This is a genomic window from Meiothermus cerbereus DSM 11376 (genome assembly GCF_000620065.1).
Lineage (GTDB): Bacteria > Deinococcota > Deinococci > Deinococcales > Thermaceae > Meiothermus > Meiothermus cerbereus.
Map to the genome: position 1 here is coordinate 1 of NZ_JHVI01000039.1, position 16,456 is coordinate 16,456.

The window sequence follows — 16,456 nt, forward strand, 5'->3', positions numbered from 1 at the left end:
CAGGAACGCAGCCAGGTGGGGGAGCTCTCCCAGGCGGTGCAAGCTGTTACCAACCAGCGGGTCGAAATCGCATACGTAGATCAGGGCTATACAGGCTCGGAGGCGGAGCAGGCGGCTGCGCAGGAAGGGATAGCGCTGTGTGTGGTCAAGCTGGAGGAAGCCAAAAGAGGCTTCGTGTTGCTTCCCCGGCGTTGGGTAGTTGAGCGCAGCTTTGCCTGGATGGCTCGTTTTCGTCGGCTGGCGCGTGACTACGAACGACTTACCGAAACGCTGAAGGGTTTTCACTGGCTGGCCTTCTCGATTCTGTTATTACCGAAAGTTCTTGATGGTTTACGATCGGCTTCTTAGCAGACTCTAGGACGTTGGTGGCCAGGAGGAACCGTCCCAGCCCCTGCCGAGCCCGCTCTAGCTTCCCAAGCGGGCCAGGAGGCGGTAGCTCACCGAGAGGGGCGGCTCCCCCTTCCGGGGACGCCCCACCCGCCCCCGGTGCCGCTCTTCCTGTACCCCCAGGTAGACCAGGCGGTGGTAGGGAAGCTTCCCACTGGCCTCCTCCAGGGCCCGCCGGGCGTCCGCCTCGCAGGCGAACCCCCGGGAAAGGAGCCTCCCCAGCGCCTTCTCAGCCTCCCCCTCCGCCCGCGCCACCCGCCGCCGGAGGCCCTCTTCCTCCTCCCGGGCCCGGGCCTCGCTCTCCACCAGGAGCCAGCGCTGCCGCACACCCCCGTACTCGCGCTCCACCTCCAGCCCCCGGTACCCCGGGAGCAGAGGGGTCCAAGCTTCTCGCGGAAACTCCCCTTCCAGCAGGGCCCGGGCCTCCTTGAGGGTAGCGGGCACCCGCAGAATCCAGGAGAACCCCTCCAGGGCCCGGAGGTTCTCCTGGCTGTAGCTGGCCCCATCCAGCACCACCACCGCCCCCAGGTCCAGGGCCTGGCGGTAGCGGGCTAATAGAGGCACCAGGGCCTCCCGATCCGACTGGTTTCCGTCCCCGGGGGCGAAGAGCAGGGGAATCCCCCCGGTGTCGGCGCAGACCAGGTTCATCACCCACTGCTGGAGGTCAGGGCGGTGATCCCGGGAATAGCCGTGGGTGAGGCGGATGGCCAGGGGTTCATCCCCCGCATCGACCGTCTGGCCTTCTTCCCCGCTCCCGTACACCCCGTGGACGTGGAAGCTGGTGGAGTCCACGTGCAAAGCCTGGACCGGAAAGGGGAAAGCCTTTCGGGCCGCCTGGGCAATCCCCAGGAAGACCTCGGTGACCCCGGCCTCGAAGAGGTCGTCCAGCATCCGGCCCATGCGGTCGTCGTTGAGGAGGTCGGGGGTGATGCCGGGACCCAGGAGGTGCTCGGTGGGCTTGCCCTGGAAGAAGTGGCCGAAGAGGTAGAGGGGGGAGGCGACGAAGCCCAGGGCGTTCAAGATGGCGGCCTTGAGGGCCATACCGGTGGAGACCTTTTCCCCGGGCCTAGGGCCCACGAGGCGGTCCACGGTCTCCACCAACCGGATTCTGTCCAGCACGCTAGCCACCAGGCCCAGGTGGCCCAGGTCGTAGACCTGTAGGTTGGGTGGGGTTTCCATCCCAAAATCCTAAGGCATGGGGGGAGGGGTGCGGAATGTCGGTTTTGAACAACGCGCAAAAGTATGCCCCCAAAGCAGCCGTGCAGGTCGAGCTCGGCCACTCCGACGACCGGCAGTTTGCCATTCTGAGCGTGCAGGACGAAGGGCCGGGTATGCCCCCGGAGGTGTTGCAGCGGGCTATCGAGCCCTTCTACCGCGCCCCCGGAACCCGTGTGCCGGGCAACGGACTGGGCCTGAGCGTGGCTGCCCAGGTAGCCCAGGTACACGGCGGTCGGCTGGTATTGAGAAACCTCGAGCCCCACGGCCTCGCAGCCGAGCTGTGGATTCGGGTTCAATCGGCCTGATCGAGCGGGAACTTCACCTCGAAAACCGCCCCGCCTTCGGGTCGGTTGTGGGCCCCCACGGTTCCTCTGTGCAACTCCACCAGGGTTTTGACGATGGAAAGCCCCAGGCCGCTGCCGCCGGTGGCCCTCGAGCGCGAGGCTTCGGCCCGGTAAAAGCGGTCAAACACCTTGTTTAGCGCTTCTGCCGGAATGCCGGGGCCGCTGTCCTGCACCCGCAGGTAGGCCTGGGTGGTGTCTGAGGTGACTTCCAGGGCAATCTTCCCTCCCGCTGGCGTATGTTCCAGGGCGTTGGAGAGCAGGTTCCCGATCACCTGAGCCAGGCGGTCGGGGTCGGCCTGTATCGGGATGGCCCGACCGGGTAGCTTCAGCTCGAGCTCGACTTGTCGGGCCTTTAGCGCAGCCCGAAAGGTGGCAGCCATCCGGCCCACCAACTCGACCAGGTTCATAGGTTGCAATGTCAGGTTGAGCCGCCCCGCGTCGGCCAGCGAGAGGGTGCGCAGGTCTTCGACCAGGCGCGAGAGCAGGGCGGCCTGGTGGTGCAGGCGGTCAATCTCGCCCATCTCCAGGGGCATTACCCCATCCTGGATGGCCTCCAGGCGGCCCTGCATCACCGTCAGGGGGGTGCGCAGCTCGTGGGCAATATCGGCAATCATGGCCCGTCGCTCGGCCTCGAGTTGCTCCAAAGCCTCGGCCATGCGATTGAAGTTACGGGCCAGCCGGGCCGCCTCGTCCTCGCCTCGAGGGGTGACGATACGGGCGGCGAAATCGCCCTGAGCCAGGCGGCTGGCCGCGTCGGAAATAGCCTCGATGGGTCGGGCGATGCGCCGGGCAAAGACCAGCGCCAGCAACACCCCCAGCCCGGTGGCGGCCAGGCCGGCAATCAGCAGATTTTGCTGCAAACGGGCCTCCAGGCTGGGTCGGCGCAGACGGGGCGGGGCTTGTAGCCGAACCGGCCGTGCATCGGGGCTGTCCAGGGCAGTGATCCAGAAAATTGGGTTGGGGTTGTCGGGGTTATCCGAGGGGCGCATCTGTACCCGTATTGCGCGGCCCTCTGCCAGCATCTGCCGCAGCTCGGGGGTCAGGCTCAGGCTGGGCGGGCGCCCCTCGTTGCGCCGCAAAAAGTCCCGCACCTCAGGGGGCAGCTCTCGAAAGGTTCGCTCCCGCTGGAAGGTGTTGAGGGCCACCGTCAAAAGGCTGGTGGTAATAGCCACCAGGGCCATCAGCAGGCTCAGGCGTACTTCAATGCGATGGAAAAGGTGCATACAAACAGTAGGAGACTGCAACAATCAAGCCTCGACCCACAAGCGATACCCCACCCCCCGCACGGTTTCCAGAAGCCCCGCACCGCCAGCGGCCTCGAGCTTCTTACGCAGGTTTTTGAGGTGCACGTCCACCACCCGCTCCAGCGCGTCGGAGTCGGGCAGGGCCGCCTCGAGCAGTTCGGCGCGGGAAAAGGCCTTGCCGGGGGTGCGGGCCAGGGTTTCCAGCAGGCGGAACTCGGTGGGAGTGAGCTCGAGGCGCAACCCCTCCAGGCGGGCCACCACCTTCTCGCTATCGATTTCCAGCGGCCCCACCCGCAGGATGCCTTTGGGCGCCTCGGCCAGCACTGCCCGGCGCAGCACCGCCTTGACCCGGGCCACCACCTCGCGGGGGCTAAAGGGCTTGGTTATGTAATCGTCGGCGCCCAGCTCCAGACCCAGCAGCTTGTCCAGATCCTCGGTACGGGCCGTCACCAGAATCACCGGGGTGTTGCCGTGGTTGCGGATGCGGCGCAGCACCTCGAGGCCATCCATCTCCGGCAGCATGATGTCCAGCAGCACCAGGTCGGGCTGTGCTGCCCAAACCAGGTTCAAGGCCTGAGGGCCATCGGAGGCCCGCTCGGTGCGGAACCCCTCCCGGCGCAGGTAGCCCTCGAGGATTTCGGCAATCTCCGGCTCGTCTTCCACCACCAGTACCAATGCCACCCCATTTAGTGTATCGGTAGTGGACAGTTCCATGACAGCACCTTCGCTCATCTTCATGAAGGGGCGGAGTGGGTTGTGTGAAGCTGGCATGTAGAGCAGATTGCACAAATACCCTGGTGCTTGCACCAGTACAGCGGCCGGAGCGGTTATCGGAAAAAACCTGGTAATCCCCGAAACTGTACAGGAGTCGTTTTTTGCCGCCAATCCTGGCGGCAAAAAATAAAGTGAAACGCGATAGGAGCCATCGGCACAATCCCCAGCAAAAGTAACCGTCGGCTGACCAGCCCTGTTGCATCCTCTGGCCCATGGACAAAGGAGGCCAGATGTGGAAGAAGCCGAAAATTCGTAACCACCGTTTCATGCTCCCTAGTGTAGTTCTTATACAACCTACCCTCCGGGTAAGATAACCCAATGACAGGCTGGTTTCGGGTACTGCTGGTCGTGGTGTTGTCGGCCTCGGCCTGGGCCAAAGGCGTAGTACTGCCGTTCTCGGGGCCAGGAGGCCATTCCATTGCACAGGCGGTAGCGGGGGGGCTGGGGGTGGCGCCGCCTTCGCTGGCTGCTATCTTGTTGCCGGACATGCCCTGGCAGGGCAGCTACGACCTGGCGGCAGGTTCGCTGAGCACGGCCGGGGGTGCGCGGCTGGCTCGAGAAATTAGCGGCGCTACCTGGCTTTTGGTGGGTGCAATAGACCGGCAGGGTTGGGTGCGGGTGTTTCTGGCCGACGAGCGCGGCATTCGCAAAGCACGCTTCAGCCGGCCCGAACTGGCGATGTACTGGACGGCGGCGCAGGTGGGAGTAAAAGCGGGAGGGTGGAAGCTCGAGCCCGTACGGGAAAACGACCTGGCACGGCTGTCCCAAGGCGACCTGGGCGTGCAAGGCAGCCCCCTGCCCATTCCCTACTACCGGGCGGCGGTGGCCCTGCGCGACGATGGGGTGGCCTCGCTGTTGATTACCGAGCAACTGCCCAGAGACCTGCACGATTTCTGGAACCGGGTGCGGCAGAACCAACCACCCCTGGCCTATCAGGCCCTGGTAGATTTTTCCGAGCGCCGCCGGGTGGAGGCTTTGAGCGCGGCCCGCAAACTGGCCGAAGGCAAGGTCTACGAGCGACTCACCGCCCTGCTGTTGTTTCGGGGTTTGGAGGATCCGCAGTGGGCTGCGCTGGCCCGTAACCTGACCGAGACGGCCCCCGAGATGCCTTTGGCCTGGGAGGAACTGAGCTTCGCGGCCTTCGACGAGAACAAAGCAGAATTGGCCAAAACCGCCTTGGAACGAGCGGCGGCGCTACTGGCTGAGAAAAACCTCTACTGGACCAACCTGGGCTGGGCCCATTATCTGTTGGGTGACTACGCCCGCTCGGTGAGCGCATCGCTGCGCTCGCTGAAGCTGGAGGCGCAGGTCCGCGAGGAATACGCTGTTCCGGCTTACAACCTGGGGCTGGTGCGGGCGCTCTACGGCGACCATCTGGGTGCCCGGGAAGCCTACAACCTGGCGCTACGGGTGGATGAGGGCCAGGAATTTCAGGCCGCCCTGAAGGATTTGCAGGAGGCGGGCCAGCCCCGGCTGGAATTCTGGAAGGGCTATCTGGCCGAGCGCGCCGGTTTGAATGAGCGGGCCCGGAGCCACTACCAGCGCTTCGTGCAGAACAACCCCCAAAGCCCGTTGGTGGCCTGGGCCCAACGGGCGGTGGCGCAAATGCAGCAGGCCAAAGTGGAGGTTTCGCTAGAGCGCCTGATGTTGCGGGCGGATGACCTCGAGGCCCGTCCCTTTGGGGCGGGCGAGGCGGTTTTTCCCCAGGTCCGAATCGAGGGTTTTCCCTATCTCGCCTCGGGAACCCTGGTGACCCGTTTGCTGGATGCCCAGGGTCAGGTGCTGCAAAGTGCCAACAAGGCGGTGGCGGCTCGCCCCCTGACTACCGGTATCGTGCAGACCGGGGCGGCGGTGCGCCTGCCGCGCGAAGGTACCTACACCCTCGAGGTGCTCTACGGTTCGGCCAAGGCCCGTCTCGAGCTCACCGCAGGCAAGCCCAGCCTGACCCGCCAGCTTTACACGGCCGGCATCGTACTACGCAACCTGAGCAACGCACCCCTGCTAAGCGGCGCGCAGATGCTCTCGCCGGAGGGTGAGGCCCTGGCGATTCAGCAAGTCCAGGCCGCCTTGCACGAGGTGGCCCCCCGGGCTCAGCAAATCCCCAACCTGAGCCGCAAACTCACCAGCGGCCCCTACAGCGGCAACAGCATCGCCGAGCTCTTGCAAAAGGCCGACGAGGCCCTGGTGCGGGCTTTCCTCGAGGCGGTGGTGGGCCAGCCCGACCTGATTGGGGATGGGGATGTGGTCAACGGCTTCATCGGTTGGCTTTCGCCAGCCCCTCGCTAAAAGGTTGTTTTGTAGCAGGAACGATACATGTTCTTGGAGGTCTTGGTTGATTTTGGAAGAGCTCTTGCGGGGTATGTCGTGAGCCCAGAACTGGCTGCGGTCACGTTTGCGCTGCTCTCGGCGGTTTCCTGGGGCGCAGGCGATTTCAGCGGGGGGGTGGCCTCCCGCAGGCTCAACCCCTACCTAATTGCCCTGCTGGTGCACGCCACGGGGCTGCTGCTTTTTACGCTCTTGGCTTTGCTGCGTGCAGAGGTGTTTCAACCCCAGGATATCCCCTGGAGCATCGCCGCTGGGTTGGCGGGATGTGTGGGCCTGGTGTTTTTGTACCGGGCCTTCCAGTTTGGGCAGATGGGCCTGGCTGCGCCCATCGCGGGGGTGGTGGGGGCAGCCCTGGCTGCTTTGGTGGGGGTTTTCCTCGAGGGTCTGCCGGCGCCCTTGCAACAGATGGGCTTTGCGGTGGGCTTGCTGGGGGTCTGGCTTGCGGCCCGCCCCGAAGGGGCCACCGGCCCTTCCCAGGGGCTCTTCTACGCTTTTCTGGCCGGGCTGGGTTTTGGCGGTTACTTTGCCCTCATTCACCAGGTGGAGGGTTTGTTCTGGCCCTCGGCCCTGGCCAAGCTGGTGGCAACCACCCTGATGCTCGGGCTGGTCTGGCGGATGGGCTTGCTGCGCCGGGAGACCGGGCTTTCCGCTACCCTGGGGCTGGTGGGTCTGGCCGGTCTGCTCGATGCTGGGGGGAATGTGCTTTTTTTGGTGGCAGCCCAGGCGGGTCGGCTGGATGTGGCTGCGGTAATTTCCTCGCTGTATCCGGCCTTTACGGCCCTCCTGGCCTGGGGCTTGCTGCGTGAGCGCTTGAGCCAGGGCCAGACCCTGGGGGTGCTGCTTTCGCTGGTGGCCATTGCCCTGATTGCCTCGGGCTGATGGGTGGTTGGGTCTTGGGGCTTCAGCTTTCGACCCCAGGCCGGTAGGCTGTTGCTATGCGTCTGATTACGGTGTTTGGTTCGTCCAGGGTACAGCCGGGTACACCCGCTTTTGCCGAGGCCCACGCCTGGGGTCTGGCCATTGCCCAGGCCGGTTTTGGCGTGGCTACCGGCGGCTACAACGGGGCTATGGAGGCCGTCTCGCAGGGCGCCAAGGAGGGCGGGGGGCTGGTGGTGGGCATCACCGCGCCCAGCCTCTTCCCCCAGCGCGACGGGCCCAACCTGCACGTGGATCTGGAGCTGCCCTCCTCCTCACTGCTCACCCGCATCGAGCGGCTCATTGACGTGGGCATGGCCTGTCTGGCCCTGCCGGGCGGGGTGGGTACCCTGGCCGAGATACTGGCGGCCTGGAACCTGAACCATATTGCCCAGCTACACGGCAAGCCCCAAAAGCCGCTGGGGGTGCATGTGGGGTGGCTCGAGGTCCTACGGCCCGGCCTCGAGGTCACCCCGGAAAACCTCGGCCTGCTTATCCCCATTGACTCACTGCAAAGCCTGCAAGACTTCCTGAAGGGGCTCGCTAACGCTCCAGCACCCGGAAGGTAAAGCTCACCTCGAGGCGGATGTTTTCGTCCACACTCAGCACCGAGAGTACGCGGGGCTGGGTTAGGCCAAAGTCGCGGAAGGTGAAGCGGGTGCGGGCCTGCAATGTGGCGGTATCGCCGCGAAACTCCACCTCGCCCTCCCAGGTGACGCTTTTCTGCACCTCGCGGATCTTCAGCTCGCCCACAATCTGCACGCTGGCCTTGCCGCTTGTGGGCAGCGGAAAGCTCAGGCCGCGCACCTCCCGGGGTACGAACTCGGCCAGGGGGTACTGGGCGGTGTTGAGGGTGTTGCGGCGGATGAAATTGTCGCGTCGGGCTTCGTCGCTGGTGAGGGCCGAAAGATCTACGGCAAAACGCGAGCCCTCGAGGGCCCGCCCATTCCGGTCGAGCCGTACCAACCCCAGCACCTGCTTGCTGACCCCCACCGCATCGGTGGGGAAGTTGATGCCTGCAAGCTGTTCGCGCACCCGGTAGCGGGCCTCGCTCTGGGCCGGGACGAGCTCGAGCCGGCTCTGGGACAGCGCGACCCCGCACAAAAGCAGCAGTGCGAAAAGCCGCGACATAACCCCCCCTTACTTTTTGGACAACAGGGCAATCAGGTTCTTGAGGTTATCGGCCGTGCGGGGCTGTTCCTTGAAGGGATTGTAGGGCTTGCCCTGGGTTATGGCCTGGAAGAACCCCCCTGGCCCGCCCTGGCGCGGCTGGCCCTGGAAATTGCCCTGACCGGCCTGGGGGTTCTGCCCCCCGGCCTCACGCCGCTGGCGAGCCTCCTCCCGCTGCTGGAGGATGGTCTGGTCGATCCACTTGAGCTGGGCCGGGGTGAGGATGCTGTCCTCGATGGTGCTCAGCATCTTGCTGGCATCGGCGGGCTTCAGGTCGGCGCGGTTTTGCAGGTCGCGCAGGATGGGCAGCAGCTTCTGGGCCTGGGCCTTGGTAAAAGCCAGGCCCCGCTGCTTGTCCAGCTCGTCCAGAAGCCCAATGGTAGCCACCAGATCCAGCACCGGACGGTAGGCCTCGAGCCGCTGCCGCATCTCCGGACTGAGGTTGGGTGGCCCGCCCTGGGCCAGAGCCAGGCCCAGCGCCAGCATCACCAAAAGACTCAACCATTGTTTCATCTTTCCTCCTTGCGTGAAGAGTTTGCCAGGGATTTGTGTAGAAGCCATAAAGAGCTGGGGTCGGCCCCGGGCTACTCGTAGCGGAGCGACTCCACCGGGTCGAGCCGGGCGGCCCTCGAGGCCGGATAAAACCCGAAGAACACCCCCACCGCCACCGAGAACACGAAGGCCAGCACCATGCTGAAGGGGTCGAAAATGGGGGTGACACGCAAAAACTGGCCCACGCTGCCGGCCATCGCCAGACCCAAAAAGATGCCCAGCACCCCGCCCCCCACCGAGAGCACCACCGACTCCACCAAAAACTGGGTCAGGATATCGCGGGGCTTGGCCCCCAGGGCCTTGCGGATGCCGATCTCGCGGGTGCGCTCGGTTACCGAGACCAGCATGATGTTCATAATGCCGATGCCGCCCACCAGCAGGCTAATTCCGGCCACCCCGCCCAGAAAGAGGGTCATGGTCTGGGTCACCTGGTTCACCGAGGCCAGCGCGTCGGCCTGGTTCTGCACGCTAAAGTCGTACTGGCTGGGGTCGGTGATTTTGCGGCGCAGGGCCATAAAGTCGGTAAGCTCTTGCTGCAAGCGGGTGAGCGAGTCCTTGTCGGGGGCCTGCACGTAGATGGCGTTCACCCTGGGCTCGCCGGTGCTGCTGCGGGAAAGGCGCTGCAGGAAGGTCGAAAGCGGCACCATCACCTGGTAGTTGGGGCTGGCAAAGCCCGAGTCGCCCTTGTCGGGCAGCACCCCCACCACCGTAAAGGAGATGCCCGCAATGCGCAGGCGCTGCCCCAGAGGATCCTGGCCGCCGAACAAGTCCTGGGCGATGCCGTAGCCGATCACCGCCACCCGGCGGCGGCTTTGCAGGTCGGCCTCGCTAAAGAAGCTGCCCTGGGCGGGCTGGGCGTTGCGAACACCGGCGTAGTCGGGCCAGGTGCCAATCACGGTGGCGTTGAGGTTGTTGGCCCCCACCTTGATCTGCTGGTTGCTTTGCAAGGCCGGGGCCACGCCGGCCAGGCGGCCTGCGAAGGCCGATTTCACCGCTTCGGCGTCGGCCAGGGTGATGGTCTGGGGCCCCCCAAAGCGCACCAGGCCAAAGCCCCCGCCCCGCCCTCCGGTGTTGCTGCCGATGGTGAGCAGGTTGGTACCCAGGCTCTGCAGGGTGCGGGTAATGTTGGCGGTAGAGCCCTGCCCCACCATGGTCAGCGCCACCACCGCCGCCACCCCGATAATCACCCCCAGGGTGGTTAGAACCGAGCGCAAGGGGTTGCCCAGAATGGCCCGCCAGGCGATGCGGAACACCTGCCAAAGGTTCATTCCGGCTGCGTGCGAACGCACTTTTTTGGGCGCTTGCGTTACCATGGATGCGCTCATGCCAAACCTCCTACAGCCCGTTTGCGGTGGGGATTGGGGCCGTCGGACTCGATCTGCCCGTCGCGAATGCGCACGATGCGTCCGGTGTAATCGGCGATGTCGGCCTCGTGGGTCACGATAATGACGCAGGTGCCCTCGTCGTTGAGCTCCTGGAACAGCCGCATCACCTCGCCGGCGGTTTTGGAGTCGAGGTTGCCGGTCGGCTCGTCGGCCAGCAGGATGGAGGGGCGCAGGGTCAGGGCCCGGGCGATGGCCACCCGCTGCTTCTGGCCGCCCGAGAGCTGGGAGGGCAGGTTTTTGAGCTTGTCCCCCAGCCCCACCTTGTGCAGCACTTCAACCGCCCGCTCCCGCCGTTCGTGGGGGCTATAACCGGCGTAGGTGAGGGGCACCTCCACGTTTTCCAGTACGTTCAGGCGCGGCAGCAGGTGAAAGGCCTGGAAAACGAAGCCAATCTCCTGGTTGCGTACCTCGGCCCGCTCGTTTTCGGTCAGGGTGGTCACGTCCCGCCCGGCCAGGACATAGCGCCCCTCGGTGGGGCGGTCGAGCAGGCCGATAATCTGCATCAGGGTGGTTTTGCCCGAGCCCGAGGGCCCCATCAGGGCCACCATCTCGCCCGTGCGAATCTCCAGCGAAACCCCTTTGAGGGCCTCGAACTCCAGCGCCCCGCTTTTGTACACCTTGCGCACCTGGTCGAGTGCGACCACCGTCACCGGCCACCTCCCGCTGGTACGCCGAGGGGCAGGCGCAGGCCCCCCTGTCCGCTCGAGCTGTTCGAGCTCGCAGGTGCACGGCTGGGCAAGACCACGCTCTGGCGCGGCTCGAGGCCCTCCAGCACTACCTGGTTCACCCCATCGTCGGGCCCCAGCACCACCCGCACGGTCTCCTTGCCGCCGTCGGGTTGCAGCACGTCCACGTAGGCCCGGTTGCGCACGGTCTGCACCGCCCGCTTGGGGATGGTGAGGGCGTTGGGGATTTCCTCGGCGATAATCTCGCCCTCGGCGGTCATGCCGGGCCGCAGCTTGCGCTCGGGGTTGGGTATGTTGACGGTTACGTAAAACACCGCGATGTTCTGCTGGATGCGGGCGCTGGGCGAGATGGCCGTCACCACCCCCTGGAAGGTCTCGTTGCTGAAGGCGTCGAGGGTCACCTCGACCTTCTGACCCACCCTAACCTTGGCGATCTCGCTTTCGTCAATCTGCACCGGCAGATTAACGCTGCTGTCGTCAATCAGGGTGAGCAGGGCGGTGCTGTTGTTAACCGTGGCCCCCACCCCGATGCTCCCCACCTGGGCGTTGACCTCCGAGACCACCCCATCGAAGGGGGCATAGATTTTGGTATTGGCCAGGTTTTCCTCGGCGTTTTTGACCTCGAGGCGGGCCTGCTCTAAGGCAATCTGGGCGTTTTTCAGATCTTGCGCGTTGGCGTTGTTGCGCAAGGCCAGGGCCTGGCGGGCGGTGTTGAGGTTGACCTGGGCGATTTCCAGGCTGGCCTGGGCCTTGGCGTAGGCATCGCGGGCGCTTTGCAGGCTCTGGGCGCTGGCCCCGCCCAGGTCGAAGAGCTTCTGGGTGGCCTCGAGGTTGGTGCGGGCGGCCTCGAGGTCGCGCCTCGCGTTGGCAAAAGCCGCCTCGGCACTGGCGATGTTCTGGCGGTTGGTGGCCTGGGTGCTGGCCTGGTCGGCCCGCAGCTTGTCCAGGTTGGCCTGGGCTTTTTGCAGCGCCAGCCGGGCGTTCTCCAGGGCGCGGTTGTAGTTGGTGGGGTCGAGCTCTACGACAAGCTGGCCTTTTTGCACCCGGTCGCCCACGTTGGGCAGCCTAAGCACCGTGCCGTTGACGGCAGGCTTAACCGCCAGGCTCTGGACGGCCTCGAGGGTGCCCGGCCCCGAGACCGAGACCCGGAACAACCCCCGCTGCACCGGGGCGGTCTCGAGCGCAGGGGCAGCGCTGGCGGGCTTGGGCCGCAAGAACCAATAGGCCGCACCCCCCAGACCGGCCAACACCAGAGCCACAACCAGCCAAAGCCAGGGTACGCGGATACGGGAACGGGCTTGTGTCATGTTCACCCCACGATTTTCTTCCAGAATATCCAACGTTCAGTGTACGCAATGCGAAGATTTGGTGAAGACACACCACCGCGCTTGATCTTGGAAAGTGTTATGCCTAGTATGAATCTATCAAGGAATTTTTGTAGCTATTTTTGCGAGCTGTGTGAAATATTCCCGTCAGATAAAACTCTGGTATGAGATGTTGTCCATAAAGAGCATCACTGATAGTGCCTCAAAAAGCACAAGGTGGTTCAAAATGTGCAATCCCGAAATCGAAAGAGTTGCAGAAACCCACTACTTCGCTCGTCATATGCTAAAAAAGGCTTTGAATGACTATGTTCTAACATCGGAGACTAAGAAAACCTTTCCCGAGTGCTCTACCTATTGGGATGTATGGACGCAGCGTCTTTCTGACAAATTCTTTGACATGGGTACGCTAATTCGCGCTGCTGCTTCAGTAGAAACCTGCTTACGTGACTACTATATGTATAAGAAGGGATATAAGAATCTTTCCCAACTTCGACAAGATCGGCTGTACAAACAAAACATTTTTCAACGCCTCATGCCTTGGAACAAATCTGATGGGGCCATACCCTTGCTACGCACTGTCGGTATTGATCTCGAGAAGTTGCCTGAGTTACCTACAATCCAGGAGCTAATGCTTCATCGTCACCTTTATGCTCACAACCTTGGTGTAATCGATGATAAGTACATAAATAGACTGAGAGAGTTGACAGGCAAAGACCTTCTCACGAACTCGGTGGTTTCTAAACAATACCCCGATGAGGACGTTTACTGGTTTGAACCGCTTGAGCGTATCAATGACTTCATTGAAACAGCACGTAAGTTTTGCAATCAACTGACATGAGGCCCAACCCATCATTGCACTGTCCCGTAGATACAAATCCGCGCAAGACAGGTGAGTTCGGAAGTTGCCAAAGTAGCTCCCTGTCGCATTATCAGGCTTCATGCTTGGTGGGAACCGAAGGCAAGAGTTTCAGGGGTACTTACCCCTCGTCCTCGGGCATGGCCTCGAGCTCGGCCTCAAAACCCTTCTCGAGCGTCTGAGCATGGATGCGTAGGGTAGTAACCTGAGCCACGAGCTCGGCTTTCAGGTCTTCGTCGTCCGAAGCCGCCCAGGCCTCGAGCAGCTCGATGAACCGCTGGGCCTCCTGGCGCATCTCTTCCAGCAGCAGGCGGTTGCGGGCCTGGATTTGCTCGAGACTGTCTATCATGCCTTCCCCTAAAGCAGGGTGTGGTGGGGCTAGGGCGCGCTGGCCGCCCGCACCAGGCCGGTGAAGTCCTGGCCGGCGGCTACCGAAAAGGCCGCCAGGGCTTTCCAGTAGTTGCCCACAGCCTGCACCAGCCCGTACTCGGCGCTTCGGAGCGAGACCTGGTCGGTTTGCAGTTGCAAGGCCGAGATGGTGCCGGCCCGCAGGGCGGCTTGGCTCTGCTCTACGACCCGCTGGGCGTTGGTCACGTTGGCCTGGGCCAGGGCGATGTTGCGATAGGCGTTCTGGGCAGCCTGGTAGGTGTTGGTCAGGCTGGTCTGGGCGTTTTGCTGGGCGGTTTGCAGGGTGCGCAGGTTGTTTTCCAGGCTGGTTTTGGCGGTGTTGAGCTGTACGGCGGGGGTGTAGTCGTTGTCGGCCAGTTTGACGTTGAGCTGGGAGAGTTCCACGGCCTGTTGGGCTTGCAGCACGCTGGGGAGGCGCTCGAACAGACCGTTGCGCAGGGCCTCGAGGTCGGCCTGCAGGGCAAGGGGGTTCGGCGGGGCGGCTATGGTCTGGTTGCCCAGGTCGCTCAGGCCCAACAGCGTTGCGAGTTGGGCGGCCAACACCGGAAGCTGGGACTGGGCGTTGGTCAGGGATTGCCTCGAGCTGTCCAGGGTGGTCTGGGCCCGCGAGACGTCCAGCGCGGTGGCATTACCGGCAGCCTGGCGGGCCCTGGCCACCTCCAGGTTGCGCTGGTTCAGGGCTACCTGGGCCTGGAACAGCGCCACGTTCTGCTGGGCTTCATAGAGGCCAATATAGGCGTTCACCACGCTCTGCATGACCGAAAGCCGGGTGGCCTCGAGGTTGACCTGGGCCAGCCGGGCGTTGTGCTCGGCCTGGGTGAGGGCCACAATCAGGGTGCTGGGGTCGGCCTTGAGGGCGTTGAGCTGGAGGGTGGCGTTTTGCAGGGTGGCCTGGGCGCTTTGCAGCAAGGGGCCGCGGCTGTAGGCCTGCGAAAGGGCCTGTACCAGGGTCAGGGAGTTCTGGGCCAGCCCAGCCGAAAAAGCCAGCGTCGGCAGGAGCCAAAAAAAGCGTTTTGCAAGGTGAATCATCTATTTCCTCCAAGACTTGCGGTAAGGTTGGTGCCCAGGGCGTTTTGCAAGGCCAGGGCGGCCAGTTGGGCCTGGATGAGGGCGGCCTCGAGGTTGCGCTGGGCCTGGAACAGGCCCAGTTGGGCCGACTGCACATCCAAAGCGGTGCCGGTTCCGGCCTGGAGCCGGGCCTGGGCCGTGCGCAGGTTCTGGTTGGCGGCGTTTAGGCCGGCTCGGGCTGCGGCAATGGCGGCTTTGGCGGTCTGCAGGCCCTGGTATTTCTGCCGCACATCCAGCTCGGCGGCCTTGCGGGCGGTTTCCAGGGCCTGCCGGGCGGCTTGTAGAGCGGTATGGGCGGTGTGGATGCGGCTGTCGCTCACGGGGTCGAAGAGGGGCACGCTTAGCGATAGCCCCAGGTTGTAACCCTGGGCCGGCGAACCGCCGGTGCCCTGCACCAGGGGCACCGCCGCCGAGACCGAAGCCACGCCGCTTTTGAAGTTCAGCCCCGCTGAAAGCGAGTTGCCGCTGCTGCTGTAGCCTGCGCTCACCGAGGCGTTGGGAATCCAGCGGTCGCGCTCGGCGCTGGCCAGGTTTTCTTCGGCCTCGCGAAGCTGCAACAAAGCCCGCAGCACGTCGGAGCGACTCTCCAGAGCCCTTTGCAGCAGGGCTTCCAGGCTTTCGGCGGGCAGGCTGGGTTCCTCGGGGGGGGTGCTGGGGCTGCCGAGCTGCTGGGGGTTCTGGCCCAAGGTGTTGGAAAGCGAAAGGCGAGCGAGCTCGAGGGCTCCCTGGGCGCTCACCAGCCCCGAGCGGGCGGTGTCCAGGTTCTGCTGGGCCGCGAGCAACTCGCTCAGGGTAGCAGCACCGGCCTGGTTTTGGGCACTAACGATTTGCAACTGGCGTTCGCGCAGGGCCAGGGTGGCCTGGGCAACGGCCAGGTCGGCCTGGGCCTGACGCAGGTTGAAGTACTGGGTGTGCAGGGTGATCCACAGGTTGTTGCGGGCGTCGCGGCGTGTCAGGGCGGCCCGTTCCAAGGCCCGCTCGGCGCTGCGCACGGCATCGGCGCTGCTCGACCAGGGCAGCAGCCCTATGCTGGCGGTGCTGGAGAGGATCAGGTTGCTGCCGCTGCTCTCGCGCAGGCTGTAGTCGGCCCCACCCGACAGCTTGAAGCCCAGGGCGGCCTGGGCGGCCTCGAGCTGCCGCACTGCGCTCTCGTAGTTAAGGTCGGCGCTTTTCCAGTCCAGGGTGCGGGGCAAGGTCTGGAGGGCCTGGGGGAGCTCGAGGCCCTGGGCCAGGGCGGGAGGGGCCAGGGCCAGCAGGGTTGCGAGGGTTGGAAATAGTCTCTTCAAGGCGTTACCTCCGCCGCAGCCAATATTCTGCGATCCTTGTGTACAGGCTCAGTACGAGATGTGTAGTTTTGGTGAAGGCCCTTGTACCCAAACGGCAGGAGCCCCCACCTCAATCTGAAAGAATCCCGTACCACCGCGTAAGCAAAGCTTACGGTATGAAGGGGCTATAGAGGGTTGTGTTAGAGACTGTCTTAAAACTTTCCCAGACGATATAATCGAGCATGAATAGTCGAGCAAGCTGCTACCCAAGCGATATTTCGGACAATGAGTGGGCGATACTCGAACCGCTAATGCCCGAGCCCTCCTGCTTCACCCATAGACCAAGGGAACATAGCTGGCGAGAAATCCTCAACGGTATCTTCTACATCACTCGCTCTGGATGCTCCTGGCGCATGATGCCTAGCGATTTGCCACACTGGAAGACGGTCTATCACTACTTCAGGCTGTGGAAAAAGAGCGGATTCATCGAGCGACTCCATACCACCCTGCGGGAGAAGACCCGTGTCCAGGTAG

General features: G+C 63.8%; 17 protein-coding genes and 1 pseudogene. 7 read left to right on the top strand and 11 right to left on the bottom strand.

What is annotated here, in order from left to right; translation table 11 throughout:
• On the top strand, positions 1-348 hold a 348-nt coding region (locus Q355_RS15890), incomplete at its 5' end, for an IS5 family transposase (protein WP_036259473.1).
• Here Q355_RS15890 and Q355_RS15895 read toward each other — a convergent pair.
• Positions 338-1,566: pseudogene (locus Q355_RS15895) on the bottom strand (IS1634 family transposase); the annotation flags it as partial. The gene Q355_RS15890 and the pseudogene Q355_RS15895 sit on opposite strands and share 11 nt — an antisense overlap.
• A gap of 35 nt (positions 1,567-1,601) precedes the next feature.
• Here Q355_RS15895 and Q355_RS0112460 point away from each other — a divergent pair.
• The gene (locus tag Q355_RS0112460) at positions 1,602-1,910 is read left to right on the top strand and encodes an ATP-binding protein (protein WP_027878095.1); all 309 of its coding nucleotides are present in this window, start codon (positions 1,602-1,604) and stop codon (positions 1,908-1,910) included.
• Here the strand turns inward: Q355_RS0112460 and Q355_RS0112465 are convergent.
• Together Q355_RS0112465 and Q355_RS0112470 are read right to left on the bottom strand one after the other, a co-directional pair.
• Entirely contained in the window at positions 1,898-3,172 is a 1,275-nt protein-coding gene (locus Q355_RS0112465; RefSeq protein WP_027878096.1) for a sensor histidine kinase, read from the bottom strand. The two genes, Q355_RS0112460 and Q355_RS0112465, sit on opposite strands and share 13 nt — an antisense overlap.
• A gap of 24 nt (positions 3,173-3,196) precedes the next feature.
• Entirely contained in the window at positions 3,197-3,907 is a 711-nt protein-coding gene (locus tag Q355_RS0112470; protein WP_051529423.1) for a response regulator transcription factor, read from the bottom strand.
• Between the two features lie 378 nt (positions 3,908-4,285).
• Here Q355_RS0112470 and Q355_RS0112475 point away from each other — a divergent pair, with 378 nt between their 5' ends.
• The 3 genes from Q355_RS0112475 (at position 4,286) to Q355_RS0112485 (ending at position 7,776) form a co-directional block, all read left to right on the top strand.
• A complete protein-coding gene (locus Q355_RS0112475) occupies positions 4,286-6,253 on the top strand; it encodes a tetratricopeptide repeat protein (protein ID WP_027878098.1) in 1,968 nt (655 codons plus the stop codon).
• A gap of 78 nt (positions 6,254-6,331) precedes the next feature.
• Positions 6,332-7,171 carry a DMT family transporter gene (locus Q355_RS0112480; RefSeq protein WP_027878099.1) on the top strand — a complete coding sequence of 280 codons (840 nt, stop codon included), beginning with the start codon at positions 6,332-6,334 and terminating at the stop codon, positions 7,169-7,171.
• Between the two features lie 56 nt (positions 7,172-7,227).
• Entirely contained in the window at positions 7,228-7,776 is a 549-nt protein-coding gene (locus tag Q355_RS0112485; protein WP_027878100.1) for an LOG family protein, read from the top strand.
• Here Q355_RS0112485 and Q355_RS0112490 read toward each other — a convergent pair.
• The 5 genes from Q355_RS0112490 to Q355_RS0112510 form a co-directional block, all read right to left on the bottom strand.
• A complete protein-coding gene (locus tag Q355_RS0112490; protein WP_027878101.1) occupies positions 7,751-8,338 on the bottom strand; it encodes a YceI family protein in 588 nt (195 codons plus the stop codon). The two genes, Q355_RS0112485 and Q355_RS0112490, sit on opposite strands and share 26 nt — an antisense overlap.
• 9 nt (positions 8,339-8,347) lie before the next feature.
• Positions 8,348-8,890, bottom strand: a complete 543-nt coding sequence (locus tag Q355_RS0112495; RefSeq protein WP_027878102.1) for a hypothetical protein — start codon at positions 8,888-8,890, stop codon at positions 8,348-8,350.
• 71 nt (positions 8,891-8,961) lie between these two features.
• Positions 8,962-10,254, bottom strand: a complete 1,293-nt coding sequence (locus tag Q355_RS0112500; protein WP_245597578.1) for an ABC transporter permease — start codon at positions 10,252-10,254, stop codon at positions 8,962-8,964.
• Positions 10,251-10,964, bottom strand: coding sequence for an ABC transporter ATP-binding protein (locus Q355_RS0112505; protein WP_027878104.1), 714 nt, complete (start codon positions 10,962-10,964; stop codon positions 10,251-10,253). The genes Q355_RS0112500 and Q355_RS0112505 overlap by 4 nt, the downstream gene beginning before the upstream one ends.
• Positions 10,961-12,307, bottom strand: coding sequence for an efflux RND transporter periplasmic adaptor subunit (locus tag Q355_RS0112510; protein WP_027878105.1), 1,347 nt, complete (start codon positions 12,305-12,307; stop codon positions 10,961-10,963). The genes Q355_RS0112505 and Q355_RS0112510 overlap by 4 nt, the downstream gene beginning before the upstream one ends.
• 151 nt (positions 12,308-12,458) lie before the next feature.
• Here Q355_RS0112510 and Q355_RS0112515 point away from each other — a divergent pair, with 151 nt between their 5' ends.
• A complete protein-coding gene (locus tag Q355_RS0112515; RefSeq protein WP_156941924.1) occupies positions 12,459-13,163 on the top strand; it encodes a hypothetical protein in 705 nt (234 codons plus the stop codon).
• A gap of 139 nt (positions 13,164-13,302) precedes the next feature.
• On the opposite strand, the gene Q355_RS0112520 is transcribed toward Q355_RS0112515, so the two are convergent.
• The 3 genes from Q355_RS0112520 to Q355_RS0112530 are packed head-to-tail and all read right to left on the bottom strand — an operon-like array spanning position 13,303 to position 15,943.
• Complete coding sequence (locus Q355_RS0112520; protein WP_027878107.1) at positions 13,303-13,530, bottom strand: hypothetical protein; 228 nt, start codon at positions 13,528-13,530, stop codon at positions 13,303-13,305.
• Between the two features lie 29 nt (positions 13,531-13,559).
• On the bottom strand, positions 13,560-14,618 hold the full coding sequence (locus Q355_RS0112525) for a TolC family protein (RefSeq protein ID WP_027878108.1): 1,059 nt from the start codon (positions 14,616-14,618) through the stop codon (positions 13,560-13,562).
• Positions 14,615-15,943 carry a TolC family protein gene (locus Q355_RS0112530; RefSeq protein WP_036259476.1) on the bottom strand — a complete coding sequence of 443 codons (1,329 nt, stop codon included), beginning with the start codon at positions 15,941-15,943 and terminating at the stop codon, positions 14,615-14,617. The genes Q355_RS0112525 and Q355_RS0112530 overlap by 4 nt, the downstream gene beginning before the upstream one ends.
• Before the next feature lie 221 nt (positions 15,944-16,164).
• Here Q355_RS0112530 and Q355_RS17330 point away from each other — a divergent pair.
• Positions 16,165-16,456: transposase (locus tag Q355_RS17330; RefSeq protein WP_156941925.1), on the top strand; the 292-nt coding region annotated here is incomplete at its 3' end.

Bases quoted from the DNA above. Each gene is read 5' to 3' on its own strand.
- Q355_RS0112460 (WP_027878095.1), top strand. From the start codon at position 1,602: ATGTCGGTTTTGAACAACGCGCAAAAGTATGCCCCCAAAGCAGCCGTG.
- Q355_RS0112465 (WP_027878096.1), bottom strand. From the start codon at position 3,172: ATGCACCTTTTCCATCGCATTGAAGTACGCCTGAGCCTGCTGATGGCC.
- Q355_RS0112470 (WP_051529423.1), bottom strand. From the start codon at position 3,907: ATGGAACTGTCCACTACCGATACACTAAATGGGGTGGCATTGGTACTG.
- Q355_RS0112475 (WP_027878098.1), top strand. From the start codon at position 4,286: ATGACAGGCTGGTTTCGGGTACTGCTGGTCGTGGTGTTGTCGGCCTCG.
- Q355_RS0112485 (WP_027878100.1), top strand. From the start codon at position 7,228: ATGCGTCTGATTACGGTGTTTGGTTCGTCCAGGGTACAGCCGGGTACA.
- Q355_RS0112490 (WP_027878101.1), bottom strand. From the start codon at position 8,338: ATGTCGCGGCTTTTCGCACTGCTGCTTTTGTGCGGGGTCGCGCTGTCC.
- Q355_RS0112495 (WP_027878102.1), bottom strand. From the start codon at position 8,890: ATGAAACAATGGTTGAGTCTTTTGGTGATGCTGGCGCTGGGCCTGGCT.
- Q355_RS0112500 (WP_245597578.1), bottom strand. From the start codon at position 10,254: ATGAGCGCATCCATGGTAACGCAAGCGCCCAAAAAAGTGCGTTCGCAC.
- Q355_RS0112510 (WP_027878105.1), bottom strand. From the start codon at position 12,307: ATGACACAAGCCCGTTCCCGTATCCGCGTACCCTGGCTTTGGCTGGTT.
- Q355_RS0112520 (WP_027878107.1), bottom strand. From the start codon at position 13,530: ATGATAGACAGTCTCGAGCAAATCCAGGCCCGCAACCGCCTGCTGCTG.
- Q355_RS0112525 (WP_027878108.1), bottom strand. From the start codon at position 14,618: ATGATTCACCTTGCAAAACGCTTTTTTTGGCTCCTGCCGACGCTGGCT.